The following is a 22,170-nucleotide window of genomic DNA, read 5'->3' on the forward strand; positions in this document are numbered from 1 at the left end:
GTGTCTCCTTTGGGAAAACTAACACCTGAGCAGGTTTTCAGTGGGTCATTACAGACAGGCGCTGCGCGTTGGCCGGCAATCGCTGTCCGGGACCGCGGCCTGATGCATCCGGACGGCTACCCACCTGCCTGGCTTTCCGGTTAGCGGCGAGCAGCAGCAGGCAGCAAGACGCGTCTGCCGGTCACGCGGGAGAGGGGATCAATAGCGCAAGCAAGGCTTGGGCCGGGCTGCGTCCAATCGATCCGGCCGGCTGTTGATGCCCGCGTCGCGGGAGGCAAAAGAAAGGCGGCCATCGGCCGCCCTTCTGGCACAGCTTGGAACCGACCATCGATCAGCGTGGCGACGCCACCGCACGATCAGACGATGCTCCCTTCTTGCCGCCACGGGCCGGTGCGGCATCTTCGGCCATCAGGTTGTCGCTGCCAAAGTCGGTGTCGACATCGAGCCAGCGCTGCGCCGGCAGGCCAATTGCACGATCCAGGATGGTCGGCATCATGCCGCTGGGCAGGCTGCTTTCACCGTTCCACATGATGGCGATACCCAGGTCACGCTCAGGCAGCAATGCGACCAGGCCGCGGTAGCCCTGCACGGCACCGGCATGGAATACCACCTGGTGGCCGGAGTAATCAAACACGCGCCAGCCCAATGCATAACCAGCCGAATCCAGACGCTGGTGGCGCCAGCCCGAACGCATCTCGCCCGGCGTGTTGATCAAAGGCGCGTGCAGCGTGGCCAGCAGCGGGGCGGGCAGCACATCCGGACGATGCCCGGTGTGGGCCAGCAACCACTGCGCCATGTCGCTGGCACTGGCGTTTACGCCAGCGGCGGGCGCGACGCGATAGTAGGTGGGCTTGGGCGTCAGCGATACCCAACCGTTGCGGCTGCGTACGTGCGGACGGGCCCAGCGCGAGCTGGCCTGGATGCCGGCAAGGCCGAGGCTGGCATCGTTCATGCCCAAGGGCTTGAGGATGCGCTTTTCCACAGCCTGCTCGTAGAAGTTGCCGGACGCGGCAAACACCACGTCGCCAACCAGGCTGAAAGCGACGTTCTGGTAGGAATAGCATTCACCCGGCGAACACTTGAGTGGCGCGGTGGCCAGCTTCTGGGTCAGCGAGTAATAGTCGGCATTGGCCTCGACATCGCGGTCATAGGCATTGCTGGTCAGGCCGACGCGTTGGCTGAGGACATCGGCGACGGTCAGTTTGCTGGTGGCCTCGGGCGTTGCCAGGCGAAAACCCGGGACGTAATCGGTGACCTTGCTGTCCCAGCGCAGGGTGCCATCGTTGACCAGCAGCCCGGCCATGGTGCCGGCGAAGGCCTTGGACAGCGAGGCCAGGCGGAACACGGTATGCGCGTCCACCTGTTGCGGGTTGCTGATATCGGTTACGCCGTAACCGCGCGCGGAGAGAACACGACCGTTCTGGACGATGGCCATCGCCATGCCCGGGACACGGTTGCCGTAGGTCAGTTGCTCAGCCAGCGATTCGATGGCGGCGACATTGAAGTCGGCCGGCAACGGCTGCACCTGGTCTGGCCGCAGTGCAACGCGGTAGGGCATGGGCTGGGTGGGCGACTGCTGCGGTGCATTCTCAAGGTTCACCGGCAGTGCGGCAGCAGCCTGCGCCATGGGCAGGCTGGCTTGCGTCGGTGTCTGCGCGGTAGACGACAATGCGAAGGGCATCAAAACCCCCAGCAATCCCGATGCCACCGGACGGATGTGCCGGCGCTTGCTCTTGTCTTTCATCGTGATCGGTGCCTGTTAGCTACTGCTGCCGGTGATTCTAGCGCCGCTTTTCTCCATTGCACAAACGGCAGCAGAATGAATGGGCATCGCGTTGATATCTCAGGGCTTTTTTGTGATGGCCTGCGGTCTTCGCCAGCCCGTCCTGCCGGCCCTTGTCCGGTCAGGCTTGGGGTCGGCTGTCGGCAGCGGGGCGGTGCCCGTGCCGGGTTGCCAGAGCGTGCATCGTCGTCGGGATTCCTCGCGACGCGAACCGGCCCTGCGTCGCGCTGAGTGATAGCCGCAAGGCGGGGCTACGGCGGGGGGATCTGCGGCAGGCGGCGGCGGGGCTTGCTCAGGCCGGAACCGGCAACGCGGGGTGGATAAGGTGAGCCGCACGCTCGGCCATCATGATGGTCGGCGCATTGGTATTGCCGCTGACCAGGGTGGGCATCACCGAGGCGTCGATCACCCGTAGGCCATCGATGCTGCGCACCTTCAGCTGCGGGTCGACCACGGCAGCGTCGTCACTGCCCATCCGGCAGGTGCCAATCGGGTGGTAGATGGTTTCGGCCTTGGCGCGGATAAAGGCTTCCAGTCCGGCGTCGTCCAGGTGTTCATCGGCCGGGAACAGCGGGGCCTTGCGCCAGGGTGCAAATGCCGCCTGCTGCAGGACGTCGCGGCTCAGGCGCGCGGCCTCGACCATCATCTTCATGTCGAAGCCTTCCGCATCGCTCAGGTAATTGGCGTGGATGCGCGCCGGAGCGGCCGGGTCGGCGCTGTGCAGGCCGATGTGGCCACGGCTGCGCGGGTGCAGGTAGCAGGCATGCAAGGTGTAGCCATCGCCGGGCAGGCGGTGGCGGCCATGGTTGTCCAGCATCGCCGGCACGAAGTGGAACTGGATGTCGGCGCGTTCGTCCGGCGCAAAGCGCGAGCGCACGAAACCACCGGCCTCGGCGACGTTGCTGGTGCCGGCGCCCTGGTGGCCACGCAGGAAGTAGTTCAGGCCGATCATCACTTCGCTGGCACGGTCGTAGCTGACGCCCGGCACCGTGCGGTACAGCGTGCAGATATCCAGGTGGTCCTGCAGGTTGGCGCCGACGCCGGGTTGGTCCAACTGCACCTTGATGCCGTGGGCGCGCAGCGCATCGGCCGGACCGATGCCGGACAGCATCAGCAGCTGCGGTGAGTTGATCGCGCCGGCACTGAGCAATACTTCGGATGCAGCAAAGATCTGCTCACGTTTGCCGCCTACGCGCAGGTGCACGCCGTTAACGCGCCCTGCGTCGATCTGCAGCCGTTCCACCAGTGCACCGGTGAGTACCTGCAGATTGGCACGCGCGCGCGCTGGAGCGAGATACGCGGCCGCTGAGGAGCAACGTGCGCCATTCTTCTGGGTGACCTGATACAGGCCTACGCCTTCATGCCGGGTGCCATTGAAGTCGCTGTTGTGGTTATAACCGGCTTGCTGCCCGGCTTCGATGAAGGCATGGCTGAGCGGATTGACGTAGCGCAGGTCAGATACCTGCAAGGGACCGGCGGCGCCGTGCAGCGCATCGGCACCGCGTGCATTGCCTTCGCTGTGACGGAACCACGGCAGTACGCTGTCCCAGTTCCAGCCGCTGGCGCCGCCCTGCGCCCAACGATCGTAGTCGCCGGGCACGCCGCGCACGTAGCACATGGCATTGATCGAGCTCGAACCGCCCAGCACCTTGCCGCGCGGCCACCACAGGCGCCGATTGTCCAACGCGGGCTCGGGCTCGGTGTCGTAGCTCCAGTTGACCCGGCGGTTGTTGACCAGCCGGGCGATGCCGGCCGGCATGTGGATGAAGGGATGCCAGTCACGCGGTCCCGCTTCGATCAGCAATACGCGCACCTGCGGATCGGCGCTGAGCCGGTTGGCCAGCACGCAGCCGGCCGAGCCCGCGCCGACGATGATGTAGTCGAATTCCTTCACGGCTTTCCCCTTTCCCATGCTTGAGGATAGAACGGCACGTTGTGCGGGAGTAAGCCCTGGCGCACTGGCGATGTTGCAGTGCATTAGATAACGTACGCGCTCCGCCGAACCCCGGAGTTTCCGATGCCGCCGTCCTCTCGCCACCCGCAGTGCTGGGGTGCCGCATGACCGCTATGCGCGGATCCGGTGCACGGTCCCTGCTGCACGCGCTGCGCGGCTCGCCGCCGCTGTGGTGGTCGTTCCTGTACTTCTTCTGCCTGCTCAGCGGTTACTACGTGCTGCGCCCGGTGCGCGAGGCGATGGCGGCCTCGTCCAACATGGACACCTTGTTCCCGCCGGGATTGATTGCCTGGTTTGCGGCGCATGGCATGCCGCTGAAGGACTTCACCCTGCAGTTCCTGTTTTCCTGCGTGTTCCTGATCATGCTGGTGCTGCAGCCGCTGTACGGCTGGCTGGTCAGTCGCTACCCGCGACGGGTGTTCCTGCCACTGGTGTATGGCTTCTTCATCTTCACCCTGTTGGTCTTCTACGCGATGTTCAATGCCGGCGTCCCGGGGCGGGGCATGGCGTTCTTCTTCTGGATCACCGTGTTCAACCTGTTCGCGGTGGCGGTGTTCTGGAGCTTCATGGCCGACGTGTTTTCCAACGTGCAGGCACGGGCGTATTACGGCTATATCGGTGCGGCCGGTACGGTGGGGGCATTCCTTGGGCCGATCATCACCAGCTCGCTGGTGCAACGGGTGGGTATCGCCAACCTGATGCTGGTGTCGGCCGGTTTCCTGTCGATCTGCCTGTTCTGCATCTGGCGGCTGCGGCCCTGGGCGGTGCAGCGCGAGCGCGAGCAGCAACTGGTTGACGGCGAACAGCCGATGGGCGGCAGCGTGTTCGATGGGCTCAAGCTGATCGCGCGCGAACCGCTGCTGCGTTGGCTGGCGCTGATGGTGGTGTTCGGCGTGGGCATAGGCACCATGCTGTACAACGAGCAGGCATCGATCGCCCGCCGCCTGATCACCGATCCGGCCGCGAGCACCGCCTTCTATTCGCGCATCGATCTGGCGGTGAACGCGCTGACCCTGGTGATCCAGCTGGGGCTGACCCGCTGGTTGTTGTCACGCTATGGCGTTGCCCCGGCGCTGCTGATCCCTGGGCTGGCGATCATCATAGGCTTCTCGGTGTTGGCGGCGTCGCCGTTCCCGCTGATGGTGGCGGTGGTGCAGGTGCTGACGCGTGCCAGTGAGTTCTCACTGGGCAAGCCGGCGCGCGAGACGATCTATACGCGCGTGGACCGGCAATGGCGCTACAAGGCGGGCGCGGCCATCGATACGGTCCTCTACCGCGGTGCCGACCTTACCTTTGCCTGGGTCCACAAGGGCTTGTCGCTGTTTGGGTCGCGGGCCGTGTTCATTGGTGGCGCGGCGGTGGCGGTACTGATGACGCTGTCGGCGCTGGGCGTATTGCGCGAAGAGAAGAAGCTGCCGCAGGATCGCTGAGTGATTCCCTGCGGCGGGTTTGCCGCTGAGCTGCCTGGATGAGCTACCGATGAGCGTGCTGGCCCTGTGTGGACTGTTGCTGACGCTGCTGGTGGCGGCGTTGCATGCGTATTTCCTGGTATTGGAAATGTTCCTGTGGACCAAGCCACTGGGCATGAAAACCTTCCGCAATACGCGGGAGAAGGCGTTGGCCACGCGGGTGCTGGCGGCAAACCAGGGGCTGTACAACGGCTTTCTAGCCGCCGGCATCATCGCCGGGCTGGTGTTGGCGCAGCCGGTGCTGGTGACGTTCTCGCTGGTCTGCGTGGTGGTGGCCGGCGCGTATGGCGCTTACAGCGTGAACCGTCGGATCTTCTTCATCCAGGCATTGCCGGCCATCCTCGCGCTGCTGCTGCGCACAGCGCACATGTAGTGCCGAGCCATGCTCGGCAGTGGTGTTACCGATACCCCGTCAGTACACGTAGCCCGGGTAAGCGCAGCGCACCCGGGGCTTTTCGCGAAAAACTCCCGGGTGCGCTGCGCTTACCCGGGCTACGTGAGCAGGTTCGGATGGTTCATTGGTGATGCCCCTGCCGAGCATGGCTCGGCACTACACAGGGTCAGGGTTTTTTGGGGGATACCCACATCGCGATGCGGGCCTGGAAGACTTCCACGCCCTTGCTGTCGTTCACCCGCACCAGCACCGGCAGGTCGTAACCGGAGGCAGCACTGACGATGGGAATTTCCGGGCTGGCCACTGCCGTCAATACACCCAGCGCCTTGGCCTGGTACTTCACTTCCATGCCCTTGGGGATCCAGCGCATGTCGGCGGGCAGGCTGGCGTCGACCATGACACCGCCGACCAGCTCGGCCAGATTGCACATGGCAATCGCGTGCACGGTGCCGATGTGGTTGCTGATGCGGCGGCGCTGGCGGATCACGCCTTCGCAGCGGCCCGGCTCCAGCGCGGTGATCAGCGGCGAGATGCTGGCGAAGTAGGGCGCCTTGAAGCACACCGCACGCGAGAACAACCAGTTGCCGGCAGGCCAGTGGGTGAAGCGGCGGTATAGCGAAAGCAGCGGAGCGGTCATGAGATGGATTCCTGATATGAAAACGGCGGGCACAAGGCCCGCCGTCGGTGTTGCATGTGGCTTGGCTTACGCGGCCTGCTGCGGCTGCGGGCGCTGCTTGCCCGGCAGGTCGTAGTAGCCGGCCGAACGAAGTTCGTGCGGATCGAAGTCGTCCACGGTGATCGTGTCCATGGTCAGCTCGCGCAGCTCTTCCAGCAGCTTGCGCTCGTCCTGGGTGATCACGCCTTCGGCCACGGCTTCGTCCAGCTGGCTGGCGAAGGTCAAGGCTTCGATGCCCTTGGTCTTCAGCGCCTTGATGAACTTGCGTTCCACCGGCTCGGCCATGATCGCCTTGGACAGGTAGCTGTTGATGCGGCCGCCCGGGTTGTTCTCGCATGGGGTGAGGAACACGCCCTGGGCCAGGCGGTCACGGGCTTCGCCCGGGGCCATCAAGGTGGCGGCAACGCGGCGGCTCAGGCGATCACCCGGTGCTTCGGCGCGACGGCCGAACGGGAAGATCAGTGCCCACATCAGCCAGCCGATCGGGCGGATCGGGAAGTTGCGCAGTGCAGCCGACAGCGACTCTTCGATCTTGTGCACGCTGTCATGGAAGGCCCAGGCCAGCAGCGGCTGGTCGGCGGTCGGTGCGCCTTCGTCGTGGTAGCGCTTGAGCATGGCGCTGGTCATGTAGATGTGGCTGAGCACATCACCCAGGCGGCCGGACAGCGATTCCTTGAACTTGAGCTTGCCGCCCAGCGTCATCATCGAGATGTCGGCCATCAGCGCCAGGTTGGCCGAATAACGGTCCAGCTTGCGGAAGTAGCGGCGGGTGTAGGCGTCGCCCGGTGCGGCGCCGAAGCGCGAACCGGTCAGGCCGAACCACAGCGAACGCACGGCGTTGGAGATGCCGAAGCGGACATGGCCGAACAATGCCTGGTCGAACTCGCGCAGGCCAGCCTTGCGGTCTTCATCCTGCGCGGCCTTCATTTCCTTCAGCACCCACGGGTGGCAGAGGATGGCGCCCTGGCCGAAGATCAGCAGCGAGCGGGTCATGATGTTGGCGCCTTCCACCGTGATGGCGATCGGCGCGGCCTGCCAGCTGCGGCCGGCGAAGTTGCGCGGCCCCAGGATGATGCCCTTGCCGCCGATCACGTCCATCACATCGGAAATGACTTCGCGGCTCATGTTGGTGCAGTGGTACTTGGCGATCGCCGACGGCACCGACGGCACGTCACCACGATCAACCGCGGCCGCGGTGGCCTGCGACAGCGCGCTGATCTTGTAAGCCTTGCCGCCGATGCGGGCCAGCGCTTCTTCCACACCTTCGAAGCGGCCGACCGACAGGCCGAACTGCTTGCGGATGCGTGCGTAAGCACCGGTCACCACCGCGCCGGCCTTGGCACCGCCCGAAGCGGTGGAGGGCAGGGTGATGGAACGGCCAACAGCCAGACACTCGTTGAGCATGTTCCAGCCCAGGCCACGCTTCTCGGCGCCGCCGATCAGCTGGGTCAGCGGGATGAACACGTCCTTGCCGCGGATCGGGCCGTTCTGGAAGGTGGAGTTCAGCGGGAAGTGGCGACGGCCGATTTCCACGCCATCGGTGTCACGCGGCAGCAGTGCCAGGGTGATGCCGATGTCCTTGGTATCGCCGAGCAGGCCGTCCGGGTCGTACATGCGGAAGGCCATGCCGATCAGCGTCGCGACCGGGGCCAGGGTGATGTAACGCTTGTCGAAGGTGAGCTTCAGGCCCAGCACTTCCTCGCCCTTCCACATGCCCTTGCAGACGATGCCGAAGTCGGGAATGGAAGTCGCGTCGGAGCCGGCAAACGGGCCGGTCAAACCGAAGCAGGGCACTTCCTGGCCGATGGCCAGACGCGGCAGGTAATAGTCCTTCTGTTCCTGCGTGCCGTAATGGTTGAGCAGCTCACCCGGGCCCAGCGAGTTGGGCACGCCGACGGTGGAGCTGACCACGCTGGAAACCGAAGCCAGCTTCTGGATCACCTTGTGGTGGGCCAACGCGCTGAAGCCAAGGCCACCGTATTCCTTCGGAATGATCATGCCGAAGAACTTGTTCTTCTTGATGAACTCCCACATTTCCGGCGGCAGATCCGCGTAGACGTGGGTGATCTCGAAGTCATTGACCATCTTGCACAGTTCTTCCACCGGGCCGTCCATGAAGGCCTGTTCCTCGGCGGTGAGCTGCGGCTTGGGATAGTTGAGCAGGATGTTCCAGTCCGGGTCACCGGTGAAGAGCTCGCCTTCAAAACCGACCGAGCCGGTTTCCAGGGCGATGCGCTCGGTCTTGGATAGCGGCGGCAGCACCTTGCGGAACACGCCCATGAACGGCGCGGTGATCAGCGGCTTGCGCAGGAAGGGCAGCAGCACCGGCACGCTGACCAGCGCAATGATGGCGGCGGCGACGATGACCGCGGTCTGGTTGACGCCGGCAAACCAGCAGATGGCCAGGGCCACCACGCTGATCAGCGTCCATACCACCAGGCGCATGCGGTGGTAGGCAACAAAGGCACCTGCAAGCAGCAGGGCCAGGAAAGGTACGACGATGCTCATGGGCTTGCTCCGGTAACGTGCTCGGTTCGGGCGGACGCTGCGGCAGAAGGCAGGGCGTCCAGATAGTTCAACACGGCGGCGGTAAACGCATTGTTGTCATCGCCGGCCACCATGTGGGTGGCATCGGGCAGATGGACATGCTGTGCGTGTGGCACCAGCGCCATGAATTCTTCAACGGTCTGCGGCGAGACCAGATCACTGCGGCCGCCACTGACCAGCAACAGCGGGCATTGCACCTTGCGTGCTGCCTCGGCAATCACATCCTGATGCTGCTCGCTGTCGCGGGCAAGCTCGTCGACCAGGCGCGGGTCCCAATGCCAGCTCCAGCGGCCATCCTTGCCAGGGCGCAGCAGGGCACGCAGCGAATCCTCGCTCTTGCGCGGGCGGTGCGGCATGTAGGCGGCAATGCTGTCGGCTGCCGCTTCCAGTGAGGCGAAACCGTCCGGGTGCGCGCTCATGAAGGCGAGGATGCGCTCCACGCCGCGGGTTTCCCAGCGCGGGGTGATGTCGACCAGCACCATCGCCGAGAACAGGCCCGGCCAGCGTGCTTCGGCCATCAGGCCGAACAGGCCCCCCATCGAGGCGGCCACCAGCACCGGCGGGCGCGGCAGCTCACCGGCGACCACGATCAGATCATCGGTGAACTGGTCACCGTGGTAGGGCAGGTCGCTGGCATTCCAATCAGAGTCACCATGGCCACGGGCGTCGTAGCTGAGGGTGGAATGGCCGGCTTCACCGAGTGCTTCGGCGGTTGTAGTCCAGGCGCCGCGCGTCTGGCCAAAACCATGAGCCATCAATACCGGCGTGCGACGGCCCGATGAGCGCGTTGCGGCCAATTCCACGCCATGCGCGCCATGCAGGCGAACATCTTCATTGCGCATAGGGGCACCGTCGAGTGTAACCATACGAGATGGTATGGTTGCGTTCGGTGCCGTGTCAATACCGCTGAGTATGGTGGTTTCTCTGGCGATATCGCGCGCGGTCCTGGGCTGGCGCGGAAGGCAGCACGCATTTGCGCTATTTCGCTTGCGCATACTGCAACCAGTCCCCGGCGTATGGTTAAATCTGCTCATGAACGACTCAACCGATTCCCCCGCAGACACCCGCAGCACCCGACATAGCCGCCTCAGTGCCGATGACTGGGCACAAGCGGCCCTTGATCTGATTGCCGAGCAGGGTGTTGGTGCGGTGGCGGTGGAGCCGCTGGCACGCCGCCTGGGTGTCACCAAGGGCAGTTTCTACTGGCATTTCCCGTCGCGTGACGCGCTGCTGCAAGCGGCGCTGGAGCGTTGGGAAGTAGTCGAGCAGCAGCAGGTATTTGGCAGCCTGGAGGAGGTGCCCGATCCGCGTACGCGGCTGCGCGCATTGTTCCAACTGGTTGCTCACGAAGTCACCCCGCACGTGATCTACAGCGAGCTGCTCAAGGCGCTGGATAATCCGATGGTGCGGCCGGTGATTGATCGCGTATCGCAGCGACGCATGGAATACCTGATCGCCTCGTTCCGCCAGGCCGGGCTCAGCTCCACCGATGCGCGGCACCGTGCACGCTTGGCCTATGCAGCGTATGTGGGCTTCCTGCAGCTGTCGCTGCAGCTGCAGCAGCCCAAGCAGGCCCGCGAGGATTTCGAGGCCTATGTCGAGCACGTGATCGAGACGTTGATTCCCAATAGTTGACGCGGTGCGGTGTTGTGCCCATGAGAAAGCCGCGGCTTGCCGCGGTTTTTTTGTGCGCGGTGTTTCACGAAAAAGAGCTAAAAAAACCACGGCCCCGAAGGGGCCGTGGTCTTGTTTACCGGGTTGCTACGTGGCTGCTATCAGAACTTCTGGTTGTAGCGCATGTAGAAGAAACGGCCCGGGATTTCGTACTGCGGATCGAACGAGTTGGCGAACGTGGTGTAGGCCTTCGGCGGATCGCGATCGAAGGCATTGTTCACGCCGACGGTGATCTGACCATTCCACGGCGTCTTCCAGTAGGCGCTCAGGTCGGTGTAGGTCACGCTCGGAATGTGGCGCTGCGGATCCGCCTCGTTGCCGCGACCGATATGGTCCTGGTCCGAGCACAGGCGGGCAAAGTTGCCGCCCGTGTAGTTCGAACCTACGCAGTCTTCAACCTGGCTGGAGTAATAGCGGGCCGAAGCGGTTGCGCCGAAGTCACCCAACTGCCATGCAACCAGCAGGTTGGAGCGGATACGCCAGTAATTGTCGCGGTCCAGGTAGTTGCCGACGCGGTTGTAGCCTTCGGTCACCGGATCTTCGATGGTGTAGCTCGAAGTGTAGGTGCTGTCCCAGACAAAACTGAAGCTGCCGAAACGGGTATCAGGCAGGCGATAACCGACCGTGAAGTCCCAGCCTTCCACTTCCATGGTGCCCACGTTGTTCGGCACGGCCAGCATGTTGGAAATCTGGCCAGTGGTGTCACGGGTGATCATGTCGCAGATCGAGCTCACGCCCTGCGAATAGCAGGCGTCCAGCATCTGCTGGGCGGTCTGGGCGTAGATCGCATCTTCGATCTTGATGTTCCACCAGTCCAGCGAGATGTCCAGGCCCTGGACGAAGCTCGGGCTGTAGACGAAGCCCAGGGTCTTGGAGACCGAGGTTTCCGGGCCCAGTTCGGTGTTGCCGCCCACGGTGGTGCGGATCTGCGAATTGGACTGCGTGTAGGCCGGCACGCCAGCGCAGCTGGCTGGCGGCGTGTTCGGGTCCTCGCCGATGGTGCCGGCACACGGGTCGGCAACGTCTTCGAAGGTGTCGCTCACGCCCGAGAACAGCTCGCTGATGGAGGGCGCACGGAAGCCTTCAGACCAGTTACCACGGATCATCAGGTCGTTGATCGGCTTCCAGCGGAAGCCGAACTTGCTGTTGACGGTGTTGCCGAAGTTGCTGTAGTCCGAGAAGCGCGTGGCAACGCTGAAGTCCAGCAGCTGGGCGCCGGTGACGCCGGCCAGCAACGGGATAGCCAGTTCCAGATAGGCTTCGTCGAGGTCGTAACCACCCGCGGTGGCGGTGCGTGCATTACCGGTCGTGTCACCCGAGTTGATCAGGCCATCCGGATCATCGAAGCCCGATTCGTCACGGCGCTCGACGCCGGCCGAGAAGGCCAGTGCGCCGCCCGGCAGGTCGAACAATTCGCCACCGATGTTGGCGTAATAGGTCTTCTGCTCGTAACCGTAGACGTCGTGCGCGGTGAAGCCTGCGTACTTGATCATGTCCGGGGTGAGCGAGCCGGTTCCGCTGAGCATGTTCATCGGCACGCAGCCGTCGATCACCGCGCCGGCAGCGCCGCAGCGGGCAACGCCGTCAGCGTCGATGAACGAAGCGCCCAAGGCGTTGCGCAGTGCGGAAATGTTGAAGAAGCCCGAGGTAATGTCGGTCTGGTCGTTCTTGCCGTAGAACATGCCGGCTTCCCAGTTCCAGAAGCGGCTGCCAACTTCGAAGTCGCCTTCGAACGCGCCGTTGAAACCGTAGGTCTTCACGTTCTGCTTGTAGATACGACCGCCGGTCTCCATCGCACGATACTGGATGTAGTCGATGTCGCGGCCGGTTTCGTTATAGATGTTGTCTTTGCTGATAACGATATTGGCACCATTGGTGCCCGGTGCGGCACGGCCCAGCACGATCGGCATTGCTGCCAGGATCTGCTCGGACTTGCGCTCGTTGTAGGTCACCGTGGTCTTGAAGCGGACGTTGTCGGTGATCGACAAGCCAGCGTCGGCGAACAGCGAGGTGCGCTCCTGCGGGGTCACCAGCAGGTTGCCCGGGGCATGGTTGAAGCTATCGGCGGCGCCGTAGGGACGCCAGGTAGCGCCGCCGTTGCCGGTGACGAAATAACCAGCGCTGCCATCCGGACGGGTGGATTCGAACTTCGGCGAGCCGTCGGCGTTGGTGCCGGTCTGGCCGAAGAAGCCAAAGCGGCCATCCGGGGTGGTGCTGCTGTTGCCGGTATTCGGTAGGGAGCCAAACGCCGGGACTGCGGAGATCGCGCGATCACCTGCCCACACCGGCTCTTCCTTGACGTAGCCGACGCCCACGGTTGCATGCCAGCGATCGCCACTGGAACCAATGGTGAAGTCGTACGACTCGCGGGAACCATCGCCCTTGTCGTACTGGCCGTAGTAGGCGTTCGCTTCGGCACCATCAAAGTTCTGGCGCAGGATAACGTTCACCACGCCGGCGATGGCGTCGGAGCCGTAGATGGTCGATGCGCCGTCCTTCAGCACTTCGATACGCTCAACGGCAGCGGTGGGGATGGTGTTCAGGTCAACCGCACCGCCCAGACCGGTGCCACCGACCCAGCGACGACCATTGACCAGGACCAGCGTGCGGTTCGAGCCCAGGTTACGCAGGTTGACGCGGGTCTCGCCGTTGCCGCCGTTGTTGTAGGTGCTGTTGAGGCTGGAGCCGTTGGTGCTGATGTTCTGGATGATATCGCCGATGGAGGTCTGGCCTTGGGCCTGGATCTGCTCGCGGCTCATGGTGAATACCGGCTGCGAGGTCTCCACGTCAGCGCGCTTGATGCGCGAACCGGTGACTTCGATCTTGTCCAGCGTTTGCGTCGTGTCCTGAGCGAAGGCGGCGCCCGCGGGGATTGCGCTTGCGGCCAACGCGATGACAACTGCATCACGCAGTTTGGTGGTCTTGCAAATCATTGGGTCTCTCTCTCTGCCAAGTGGACTTGGGTGGTGCTTGGTGTGGCCCGGGTGGGTTCGAAAGGCGAACCCAAATCCCTAAGCTGGCACCGATAGTACTTGCGCCTGCAAATAAATTAAAGATTGGTTAATGATTGGATGAAATTTGGTGAAATTCGGCAAAGTGTTGAATTTCAAGCAGAAAACAAAAAACGCCCCTGAAGGGGCGTTTCTGAATACGGAAAAGGAAATTTAAATTACAGGTCCTGTTCGTATCGGACGTACGGAACGGCGCCGTCGTCATTGCTTTCGTTGCGCGGGGAGAACGGGTTCTTGCCACGGGTGATGACGTTCTCCGCGCCTACGGTGAGCTGGCCGCTCCACGGCGTACGCCAGGTGATGCCCAGGCCGAGGCCTTCCCATTTGCCGCTCTGGCCGGGTGCGTCGACAACGCGGCCGATGACGTTGGCGCTGAAAGCACCATAACCGCCACCAACGCTCAAACTCTTGCTGTCCCATTGGTCAGCGATTGCCGGGGCCGCGTCGGTCAGCGGTACCAGGCGCGCCTTGGCGTAGGTGCCGCCGATGGACACGAAGCCTTCGCGTCCGATGTTCTTCTGGCCAAAGACGGTGAGGTCGTTCTGCTCCATCCGCGCGGCGCCACTCTTGTTGCCGCCCGACAGCCATGCGGGCAGCGTGTCGCGGCCCGTACCCACGCTGACGCCTACGCGTCCGCCTGGGCGGTTGAACGCCGTGGTGGCCGAGATATGCCGGCCGTTGTCGTCATCGTCATCGCCCAGGCTGGCGAGCATGCAATGGCTGGCCAGGCCGCCAATGCTGCTGCCGCGGCTGCTGTTGCACAGCAGTCCCAGCGAGTCACCGGAAGACAGGCCGAAAGCCGCATCAAGGGAGCTGCGGCCAAAATTCCAGCGCGCACCGGCATTCTGGGTGCCTGTGGGCTCCAGATAGAGCAGGGCTTCCACCTTGCCGCTACCCCGGTTCCAAACCGGCAATACCGTGCTGTCGGCGCCCGGCCTGCTTTGTGCATGCGCTGCCGTGACCGACCCAAGGGCGATCAGCAAGGCTAGCGGTAGGCGCAGAAAGGCGTTCATGGACTCAGTCAGACCCCAGGTGCGCCAGGAAGTTCCCAGCGCGTGAGCGATCGATCCTATGCGGTTTATGGATTCTTAACAAGTCTTCGCCCTCCCCAGAACGGTACTCGTTGGACCTTATTGCAGCCGCTCGGGAGCGGGCTGGTTGGCCGGTGTGGAGCTAAACAATACGCCGAATTCCGCCAATGGGAAGTGATATTCCTGGCCGCAGAATTCGCAGCGGACATCGACCTGGCCGGTGGCCTCGGCGGCCGCCCGGGCCTCGTCCTCGCCGAGCGACTGCAGCATGCTGGCGACCCGCTCGCGCGAGCAGGAGCAGCCAAAGCGAAGGGCCTTGTCGCCGACCAGCTCGGGGGTCTCCTCATGGAACAGGCGGTGCAGCAACTCGCTGCCCGGCAAGGCCAGCAGTTCGTCGCGGCCCAGGGTGTCGAACAGGGCGCCGGTACGGATCCAGCCGTCCTCGTCGCCTTCGTCACCGGGCAGTTTCTGCAGCAGCAGGCCTGCGGCATGCTCGCCGTCGCTGGCCAGCAGCAGGCGGGTCGGAAGCTGCTCGGAATGGCGGAAGTAGTTCTCGAACGCCTCGTCGAGGTTGTCCCCGCTCAACGCAACCATGCTTTGGTAGCGCTGCGGCTCGCGTGGGTCCAGGCCGGGGTTTTCGATGGTGATCGCGAGCAGGGCGCCTTCACCCAGGCCTTCCAGGGTCGCCGGGGCGTCTTCGCCCTCGGCCAGTTGGGCGATGCCGCGCAGGGTGCCTGCCGAGGTGCACTCGGTGAACAGCGCGCGCAAGGCGGAGCTGCTGCGCAACTGGATCGACAGGCGGCCATCGACCTTGGTATGGCCGGTGAACAATGCAGAGGCCACGCTTGCCTCGCCCAGCAGGCGCGCGGCGGCGCTCGGATAGTCGCCATGGGAGAGGATTTCCCGCCAACTTGCGCCCAGACGGACATGGACGCCGCGGACGCCGGCATCGGGCAGGAGGAAACGGACAAGCAGGTCGGAGGTGTCGGTCATGGGCTGCATCTGCGCGAGGTGGGTCCGGTGCCGGATAATGCGCCGGACAGAAGAGTTATCAGGTGATGGATATGGGGGCAGAGCAGGCCGAGCGCAAGGCGGGGCAGGCGGTGGAAGCAAGACGTGGGCGACGTTGGCTGCGCCGGCTGTTGTGGCTGCCGGTGCTGTTTGCGGCGTTCAGCGTGCTGCAGGTGGCCTGGCTGCGGTTCTTCGATCCGCCGTTCTCGACGGTGATGGTGTTCCGCCAGCTCGAGGCTTGGGGGCAGGGTGACTTCAGGTTCCGCATTCGCCATGAGTGGCGGGATCTGGATCAGATGGCCCGCAGCGTGCCCATCTCGATGGTGGCGGCGGAGGACCAGCGTTTCCCCGAACACAACGGCTTTGACCTGCAGGCCATCGAAAAGGCGCGTAAGCACAACGAGCGCGGTGGACGCCTGCGCGGTGCCAGCACGATCAGCCAGCAGACTGCCAAGAATGTATTCCTGTGGCAGGGACGCAGTTGGCTGCGCAAAGGCCTGGAGGTCTGGTACACCGCCTTGATCGAGGCGCTGTGGTCGAAACAGCGCATCATCGAGATGTACGTCAATGTGGCTGAGTTCGGCGACGGCATCTATGGCGTGCAGGCAGCATCAAAGGCTTACTGGGGCAAGGATGCATCGCGCCTGACGCCCGCCGAAAGTGCGCGCCTGGCAGCGGTGTTGCCGGCGCCGCGCCGTTACAGTGCCGCCAAGCCCGGTCCCTATGTGCAACGTCGCGCCGCCTGGATCCAGCGACAGGCACGGCAGCTGGGTGGTGCCGGTTATCTGGACGAGGCCGATTGAATGCCCCGCCTGCGTAGAATCGGCGCATGAGTGCCTACGATCGCCTGACCCTGGTCATCACCGCCCACAACGAGCAGGACGCGTTGCCGCTGCTGCACCCGCGGCTTTGCGCGCAGTTGCAGGCATTGCCCGATATCGACGGGCGCATCCTGTATGTGGACGATGGCAGCAATGACGCTACCTGGCAGGTGATGCTGGTGTTGGCGGCGCAGGAGCCGCGCGTGGCGTTGCTGCGGTTGTCGCGCAACTTCGGCAAGGAAGTCGCCCTGACCGCCGGTCTGGATTTCGTTGAAGACGGTGCGGTGATCCTGTTGGATGCCGACGGGCAGGATCCACCGGAGCTGATCCCGGCGTTCGTCGAACTGTGGCGGCAGGGCAATGATGATGTGTACGGCGTGCGCGAGGAGCGCAATGGCGACAGCTGGCTCAAGCGTGTCACCGCGGCTGTTTTCTATCGTTTGATCGGCCGGCTTTCAAAGACGCCGATACCGGCCGATACCGGCGACTTCCGCTTGCTGTCGGCGCGCGCGTTGGCGGGCCTGCGGCAACTGCGCGAGCGCCAACGTTTCATGAAGGGCCTGTTCGGCTGGGTCGGCTATCAACGGGTTGCGTTGCCATATCGGCGTGAGCCGCGCTTGGCAGGGCACAGCAAGTTCGGTTTCTGGAAGCTGTGGAACTTCGCGCTGGAGGGCATTACCAGCTTCTCCACCGCACCGTTGCGGGTAGCGACCTACCTGGGTCTGTTCACCGCCGCCGCTGCCTTTGCGTTCGCCGCGTGGGTGGTGCTCAAGGCGGCGCTGTATGGCGATCGGGTGGCGGGCTGGCCGACGATGATGGCCGCCATCCTCTTCCTTGGCGGTGTGCAGCTCATCGCCCTGGGCTTGATCGGCGAGTACCTGGGGCGGTTGTACATGGAAGCCAAACAGCGGCCCCTGTACCTGGTCGACACATGGCAGCCAGCGAACGTGGCAGTATCTGCACCATCCGCCAGCGCAGGAGAACGCCATGCAGACCGTTCGACAGTTGCTTGGGGCCAAGTCCCCTGAGATCCATGCGGTGCCGCCCGATGTGGCGGTGGTGCAGGCCATCCGGTTGATGGCCGAGAAGGGCATCGGCGCCGTGCTGGTCATGGATGGCCAGGCGTTGGTGGGGATCCTTTCCGAGCGTGATTACGCGCGAAAGATCGTGTTGATGAATCGCTCGTCGGCAACCACCCCGGTGCGCGAGATCATGACCGCCGAGCTGGTGACCGTGGCGCCCACGGTATCGGTGGAGCAATGCCTGACGCTGGTGACGGATCGACGCATCCGCCACCTGCCGGTGGTGGACGGTGATCAGGTGGTCGGCGTCATCTCGATCGGCGATCTGGTCAAATCGGTGATCGAACAGCAGCGGCAGGAACTGGGCCAGTTGCAGCAATACATCACCGGCAGCTGAGGGCGCCGCGTCAGCGGGCGTAGTGCCCGCCGCAGTCAGCATCCTTGCCCGGACCGGTTTCGATCGTGGCCAGCAGAGCGGCGGGAGGCGTGATGGTGGCCAGGGTCAGGGCGATGGCGCCACGTATCCCCAGTGCCTTGAAGTCGGGGCGGAACGATGGATCCTTGAAGGTTCCGCCTATCCGCAACGGTGAGCGCAGGGCCAGGATGCTCCGGTCCTTGGGGCGCGGCCGCAGCAGCAGGTCGAGCTTCTCCTGCTTTAGGCTGACGGTGCCTTCGCCGATCACCAGGGTGTCCGACGTATCAAATGCCAAGGCGCGCGATTGCATCAGACCATCGCGCACGCCGAAGTCACCAAAGGCGCAGCGCAGCGGAATCTGCTTGTCGCCGGTGAACAGGAATTTCAGTGATTCGGCGACGTCCAGCCCTGCCAATTCCATCAGCAGGTTGCCAATATGGCCGCGGCCCATGCCCAGTGCGACATCGCCATCGCTGCTGCCCAGCATGGCAGCGATGGAGTTGCCGTGGCCGCTGAGGCGGACATTGCCGCTGATACCGCCGGAGGCCTGTTCGGCCAGCTTTCCATCGGGGAATAATTGTCCAAGCTGTACCCCGCGCAGGCTGGCGTTGAGGGTGGTGGCAATCTGCGGGCGGCGGGCGTCCATGCGCACGGTGCTGCGGATGTCGCCGCCGGCGACGCCAAAGTTGAGCGGCTCCAGGCGCAGCAAGCCGTTGTCCAGCAGCAGGTGCGCATCCATGTCATCCAGCGGAAGCTTGGGTGCGTTGATGTGCTGTGCCTTCCAGCGTACGTCGGCATCCATGGCGCGCAACTTGCCCAGGTTGTAGGGCGTATCGGGCAGTACGGTGGCCTTGGCAGCGAGCTTCGCGGCTTCGGCCTTCTGCTCGGCGTTGGCAGTTTCCTGGCCGCCGGTTTTCGGCGGGGCACCGATGAAGCCGGCCAGGTCATCGAAATCCAGGCGCTTGGAAACCAGGTTGGCCGTCAACCGGGGCCGATCACCCGCTACATCGATGTCGACATCGCCGGCCAGATCACTGTCACCGACGCGTCCACTGAATTTCTCGTAGCGCCACCGCGCATGGTCGCGCTTGAGTCGCCCATCCAGGCGGTAGGGCGGTGAGGAGGGGATGGCAATGCCGATCAGTGGGTACAGATCGTCCAGGTCCTGTCCGCTGAGCTGGAACTGCAGGTCGAATACCTGCAGTTGGAATGGGTTTATCAAACTGCCGCGGGCGATGGCGTGGGTGGCGCCCGCGCGCGCATCCAGATGGACACGGAAGGGGTGATCGCTGTTGGTCAGCTCCAGCGGCGACTCGGTACCGCCTTTTAGGGTGAACGCGGCGCCGCGCCAGTGACCCTTGCCTTCAACCAATACCGGCGGCGCGGCATCGGCTTTGCTGGCTTGGCCACTGCGCACTGCCAGGTCGATGTTGGTGCGGCCTGGCTCGTCCAGGAACTGCAACCTGCCGTCGTTGATGCGCAGGCGGCGCAACTGCGGCGTCTGTCCACCGCCGCCGCTCAGAAAGTTCCAGTTGCCGGGCTCGCCTTTGCGCGGCGCGGTCTGCAGCAGGACATCCGGCTTGATCAGGCGGATCTCCGGTAGTTGGACACTGCCGCGCAGCAATGGCCACAGGCGAACATCTATCTCAACGCGGTCCGCGCTGGCCATCTGTGGCTGCTTGGCCCAACTGGCGTTTGCAAAGGTGATGCGGTCGCCGCGAATGGTAGTCGTGCGGCCCAGGTCAACATCAAGGTTGCCGATGTCCAGGGCGCGGCCGGTACGCGCCTGTACCGCGCGCTCGACGGGGCCTTTGAACCAGTTCCAGTCCCAAAGCAGGATCAGCACGACGAGCGCAGCGATGATTGCTGCGGCCACGATCAACCAGCGTCGGCCACGCTTGCCGGGCGGTTGCAGTCGCCAGCGCGACGCGCGCTGCGCAGCGAGGGGCGGGGAAGTGTTCACGCCCCCATCGTTGCGCGTTCATCGTGCACGGCGCGCGAAGCGCACATTCGTGCAGTGTGTAGATACCGTTGCCGTCGTGTGGATCTTGCCTTGCTGCGGTTACAGGATTTGCGCGGTTACCGAGACAAAATGGCAGACGCTGCCGGCAATCACGAACAGATGCCAGATCGCGTGGGAATAGGGCAGTTGCTCGCGGTGATAGAACACGGTGCCCAGGGTGTAGAAGATGCCGCCGGCAAACAGCCAGCCCAGGGTCCAGCCATCGAGGGAGGCCCACATCGGCTTGATCGCCACCACCACCAGCCAGCCCATGGCGATGTAGATCGCGGTGGAAAGTTTCTTGAAGCGGCCGGTATAGAACAGCTTGAACACCACGCCAAACAGGGCCAGCGCCCAGATCGCGGTGAACAACCCCCAACCCCACGGACCACGCAGGCCGATCAGGGTGAACGGGGTATAGGTGCCGGCGATCAGCACATAGATCGCGCAGTGGTCGAAGATCTTCAGCCGGCCCTTGGCCACCGGGTGCTGGATCGCGTGGTACAGGGTGGAGGCGGTGTACAGCAGCAACAGCGCGACACCAAACACGATGGCGCTGGCCAGTTGCCAGCCATCGCCGTAGATCGCGGCAAGGGTGATGAGGACGGCGCCACCGGCCAGTGCGCTGACCGCGCCCAGACCATGGGTCAGGGCGCTGGCGACTTCTTCGCGGATCGATGCAACAGATGCGGTCATGGGGATGAGGGCGCGGGCTGGGGGAAGGCCCGGTGCCCGCTATCATCACCCCGAATGGCGGCGTGTGCACGCCGCCATTGGACTTAATCCACCGAAACCGTGTGCGCGGCTTCACGGGTGGCGGAGAAACGCACATCCGGTGCGCGTTCCTGGGCCAACTGCAGGTTGACCCGGGTCGGTGCTAGGTAGACCAGGTGGCCGGCGGCATCGATGCTGAGGTTGCTGGCGTTCTTCTCGCGGAACTCCTCCAGCTTCTTGGCGTTGCTGCAACTGACCCAGCGTGCGGTGATGACCGATACCGGCTCGAACACCGCTTCCACGCCGTACTCGTCCTTAAGGCGGTACGCGGCCACGTCGAACTGCAGCACGCCCACCGCGCCCAGGATCAGGTCGTTGCTCATCAACGGGCGGAAGAACTGGGTGGCGCCTTCTTCGGACAGTTGGGCCAGGCCCTTCTGCAGCTGCTTTAGCTTGAGCGGATCCTTCAGGCGCGCGCGGCGGAACAGTTCCGGGGCGAAGTTGGGGATGCCGGTGAAGGTGACGGACTCGCCTTCGGTGAAAGTGTCACCGATGGAGATGGTGCCGTGGTTGTGGATGCCGATCACGTCGCCCGGCCACGCCTCGGCGGCGATCTCACGGTCGCTGGCCATGAAGGTCAGCGCATTGGCCAGCTTCATTTCCTTGCCGGTACGCACGTGGAAGGTCTTCATGCCGGCGGTGAACTTGCCCGAGCACACGCGCATGAAAGCCACGCGGTCACGGTGCTGCGGGTCCATGTTGGCCTGGATCTTGAACACGAAGCCGGTCAGCTTTTCTTCCTGCGGGGCGATGTCGCGGCCGGTGGTGGCGCGTGGCTGCGGTGCCGGTGCGTGCTTGACGAAGAAGTCCAGCAGCGGCTGCACGCCGAAGTTGTTCACACCCGAGCCGAAGAACACCGGGGTCTGCTTGCCAGCCAGGTAGGCCTCCACGTCGAACGGGTGGCTGGCGCCCTGCACCAGTTCCAGTTCATCGCGCAGGTCGGCCAGCATCTTCTCGCCGATCTTCTCGGCCAGGCCGGGCGAATCCAGCGATGGGAAGATGGTCGAATCCTGGCGGGTGAAGTTGCGGCCCTGTTCGTACAGGTGCACTTCGCCGGTGAGCAGATGCACCACGCCCTTCAGGCGCTGGCCCATGCCGATCGGCCAGGTGACTGGCGCGCACTGGATGCCGAGCACGGTTTCCACTTCATCCAGCAGCTCGATCGGGTCCTTGCCCTCGCGGTCGAGCTTGTTGATGAAGGTCATGATCGGGGTGTCGCGCAGGCGGCAGACTTCCATCAGCTTGATGGTGCGTTCTTCCACGCCCTTGGCCACGTCGATCACCATCAAGGCCGAGTCCACCGCGGTCAGCACGCGGTAGGTGTCCTCGCCGAAGTCGGCGTGGCCGGGGGTATCGAGCAGGTTGATGATCTTGTCTTCGTACGGGAACTGCATCACCGACGAGGTCACCGAGATGCCGCGTTCCTTTTCCAGTGCCATCCAGTCCGAGGTGGCGTGGCGCGCGGCCTTGCGGCCCTTGACCGAGCCGGCCATCTGGATCGCGCCCCCGAACAGCAACAGCTTTTCGGTCAGCGTGGTCTTGCCGGCGTCAGGGTGGGAAATGATGGCGAAGGTGCGGCGGCGCGC

General features: G+C 64.1%; 17 protein-coding genes. 6 read left to right on the top strand and 11 right to left on the bottom strand.

Annotation, left to right across the window (positions count from 1 at the left end; genetic code table 11):
• Positions 1–331 precede the first annotated feature (331 nt).
• Together RT460_RS17440 and RT460_RS17445 are read right to left on the bottom strand one after the other, a co-directional pair.
• Complete coding sequence (locus RT460_RS17440) at positions 332–1,744, bottom strand: serine hydrolase domain-containing protein (RefSeq protein WP_313320760.1); 1,413 nt, start codon at positions 1,742–1,744, stop codon at positions 332–334.
• A gap of 331 nt (positions 1,745–2,075) precedes the next feature.
• Complete coding sequence (locus tag RT460_RS17445; RefSeq protein ID WP_313320762.1) at positions 2,076–3,677, bottom strand: choline dehydrogenase; 1,602 nt, start codon at positions 3,675–3,677, stop codon at positions 2,076–2,078.
• Between the two features lie 164 nt (positions 3,678–3,841).
• Between RT460_RS17445 and RT460_RS17450 the strand changes: the two genes are divergently transcribed.
• Complete coding sequence (locus RT460_RS17450; RefSeq protein WP_313320764.1) at positions 3,842–5,167, top strand: MFS transporter; 1,326 nt, start codon at positions 3,842–3,844, stop codon at positions 5,165–5,167.
• Positions 5,168–5,225: 58 nt separating this feature from the next.
• A complete protein-coding gene (locus tag RT460_RS17455) occupies positions 5,226–5,579 on the top strand; it encodes a DUF1304 domain-containing protein (protein ID WP_313320785.1) in 354 nt (117 codons plus the stop codon).
• Between the two features lie 187 nt (positions 5,580–5,766).
• Here RT460_RS17455 and RT460_RS17460 read toward each other — a convergent pair whose 3' ends face one another.
• The 3 genes from RT460_RS17460 to RT460_RS17470 all read right to left on the bottom strand — a co-directional run bounded on the left by RT460_RS17460 (position 5,767) and on the right by RT460_RS17470 (position 9,578).
• The gene (locus tag RT460_RS17460; protein ID WP_313320766.1) at positions 5,767–6,237 is read right to left on the bottom strand and encodes a hotdog fold domain-containing protein; all 471 of its coding nucleotides are present in this window, start codon (positions 6,235–6,237) and stop codon (positions 5,767–5,769) included.
• A 66-nt stretch (positions 6,238–6,303) separates the two neighbouring features.
• Positions 6,304–8,784 carry an acyl-CoA dehydrogenase gene (locus RT460_RS17465; protein ID WP_313320768.1) on the bottom strand — a complete coding sequence of 827 codons (2,481 nt, stop codon included), beginning with the start codon at positions 8,782–8,784 and terminating at the stop codon, positions 6,304–6,306.
• On the bottom strand, positions 8,781–9,578 hold the full coding sequence (locus RT460_RS17470; protein ID WP_313320787.1) for an alpha/beta hydrolase: 798 nt from the start codon (positions 9,576–9,578) through the stop codon (positions 8,781–8,783). The genes RT460_RS17465 and RT460_RS17470 overlap by 4 nt, the downstream gene beginning before the upstream one ends.
• A gap of 277 nt (positions 9,579–9,855) precedes the next feature.
• Between RT460_RS17470 and RT460_RS17475 the strand changes: the two genes are divergently transcribed.
• A complete protein-coding gene (locus RT460_RS17475; RefSeq protein WP_313320769.1) occupies positions 9,856–10,458 on the top strand; it encodes a TetR/AcrR family transcriptional regulator in 603 nt (200 codons plus the stop codon).
• A 140-nt stretch (positions 10,459–10,598) separates the two neighbouring features.
• Here RT460_RS17475 and RT460_RS17480 read toward each other — a convergent pair whose 3' ends face one another.
• The 3 genes from RT460_RS17480 to RT460_RS17490 form a co-directional block, all read right to left on the bottom strand.
• Entirely contained in the window at positions 10,599–13,430 is a 2,832-nt protein-coding gene (locus tag RT460_RS17480) for a TonB-dependent receptor (protein WP_313320771.1), read from the bottom strand.
• Positions 13,431–13,666: 236 nt separating this feature from the next.
• Positions 13,667–14,521: a hypothetical protein gene (locus RT460_RS17485; RefSeq protein ID WP_313320773.1), complete on the bottom strand. Its 855-nt coding sequence runs from the start codon at positions 14,519–14,521 to the stop codon at positions 13,667–13,669.
• 117 nt (positions 14,522–14,638) lie between these two features.
• Positions 14,639–15,532: an Hsp33 family molecular chaperone HslO gene (locus tag RT460_RS17490; protein WP_313320775.1), complete on the bottom strand. Its 894-nt coding sequence runs from the start codon at positions 15,530–15,532 to the stop codon at positions 14,639–14,641.
• A gap of 71 nt (positions 15,533–15,603) precedes the next feature.
• Here RT460_RS17490 and mtgA point away from each other — a divergent pair, with 71 nt between their 5' ends.
• The 3 genes from mtgA to RT460_RS17505 are packed head-to-tail and all read left to right on the top strand — an operon-like array spanning position 15,604 to position 17,790.
• Positions 15,604–16,353: a monofunctional biosynthetic peptidoglycan transglycosylase gene (gene mtgA / locus RT460_RS17495; RefSeq protein WP_313320789.1), complete on the top strand. Its 750-nt coding sequence runs from the start codon at positions 15,604–15,606 to the stop codon at positions 16,351–16,353.
• 26 nt (positions 16,354–16,379) lie between these two features.
• Positions 16,380–17,399 (top strand): glycosyltransferase family 2 protein, encoded by a 1,020-nt coding sequence (locus RT460_RS17500; protein WP_313320777.1) that lies wholly within the window; start codon positions 16,380–16,382, stop codon positions 17,397–17,399.
• Positions 17,359–17,790, top strand: coding sequence for a CBS domain-containing protein (locus RT460_RS17505; protein ID WP_313320779.1), 432 nt, complete (start codon positions 17,359–17,361; stop codon positions 17,788–17,790). The genes RT460_RS17500 and RT460_RS17505 overlap by 41 nt, the downstream gene beginning before the upstream one ends.
• Before the next feature lie 10 nt (positions 17,791–17,800).
• Here RT460_RS17505 and RT460_RS17510 read toward each other — a convergent pair whose 3' ends face one another.
• From RT460_RS17510 to RT460_RS17520, 3 genes are all read right to left on the bottom strand, one after another.
• Entirely contained in the window at positions 17,801–19,690 is a 1,890-nt protein-coding gene (locus tag RT460_RS17510; RefSeq protein ID WP_313320791.1) for an AsmA family protein, read from the bottom strand.
• Between the two features lie 180 nt (positions 19,691–19,870).
• The gene (locus RT460_RS17515) at positions 19,871–20,506 is read right to left on the bottom strand and encodes a hemolysin III family protein (protein WP_313320781.1); all 636 of its coding nucleotides are present in this window, start codon (positions 20,504–20,506) and stop codon (positions 19,871–19,873) included.
• Between the two features lie 83 nt (positions 20,507–20,589).
• Positions 20,590–22,170, bottom strand: a 1,581-nt coding sequence (locus RT460_RS17520; RefSeq protein WP_313320783.1) for a peptide chain release factor 3, incomplete at its 5' end; no start/stop codon positions are given.

The sequence above is a fragment of the Stenotrophomonas sp. genome (assembly GCF_032061965.1).
Taxonomy (GTDB): domain Bacteria; phylum Pseudomonadota; class Gammaproteobacteria; order Xanthomonadales; family Xanthomonadaceae; genus Stenotrophomonas.

Coding starts and splice junctions, on each gene's coding strand:
- RT460_RS17460 (WP_313320766.1), bottom strand. CDS start 6,237: ATGACCGCTCCGCTGCTTTCGCTATACCGCCGCTTCACCCACTGGCCT.
- RT460_RS17470 (WP_313320787.1), bottom strand. CDS start 9,578: ATGGCTCATGGTTTTGGCCAGACGCGCGGCGCCTGGACTACAACCGCC.
- RT460_RS17480 (WP_313320771.1), bottom strand. CDS start 13,430: ATGATTTGCAAGACCACCAAACTGCGTGATGCAGTTGTCATCGCGTTG.
- RT460_RS17440 (WP_313320760.1), bottom strand. CDS start 1,744: ATGAAAGACAAGAGCAAGCGCCGGCACATCCGTCCGGTGGCATCGGGA.
- RT460_RS17450 (WP_313320764.1), top strand. CDS start 3,842: ATGACCGCTATGCGCGGATCCGGTGCACGGTCCCTGCTGCACGCGCTG.
- RT460_RS17515 (WP_313320781.1), bottom strand. CDS start 20,506: ATGACCGCATCTGTTGCATCGATCCGCGAAGAAGTCGCCAGCGCCCTG.
- RT460_RS17465 (WP_313320768.1), bottom strand. CDS start 8,784: ATGAGCATCGTCGTACCTTTCCTGGCCCTGCTGCTTGCAGGTGCCTTT.
- RT460_RS17500 (WP_313320777.1), top strand. CDS start 16,380: ATGAGTGCCTACGATCGCCTGACCCTGGTCATCACCGCCCACAACGAG.
- RT460_RS17490 (WP_313320775.1), bottom strand. CDS start 15,532: ATGACCGACACCTCCGACCTGCTTGTCCGTTTCCTCCTGCCCGATGCC.
- RT460_RS17475 (WP_313320769.1), top strand. CDS start 9,856: ATGAACGACTCAACCGATTCCCCCGCAGACACCCGCAGCACCCGACAT.
- RT460_RS17485 (WP_313320773.1), bottom strand. CDS start 14,521: ATGAACGCCTTTCTGCGCCTACCGCTAGCCTTGCTGATCGCCCTTGGG.
- RT460_RS17505 (WP_313320779.1), top strand. CDS start 17,359: ATGCAGACCGTTCGACAGTTGCTTGGGGCCAAGTCCCCTGAGATCCAT.
- mtgA (WP_313320789.1), top strand. CDS start 15,604: ATGGGGGCAGAGCAGGCCGAGCGCAAGGCGGGGCAGGCGGTGGAAGCA.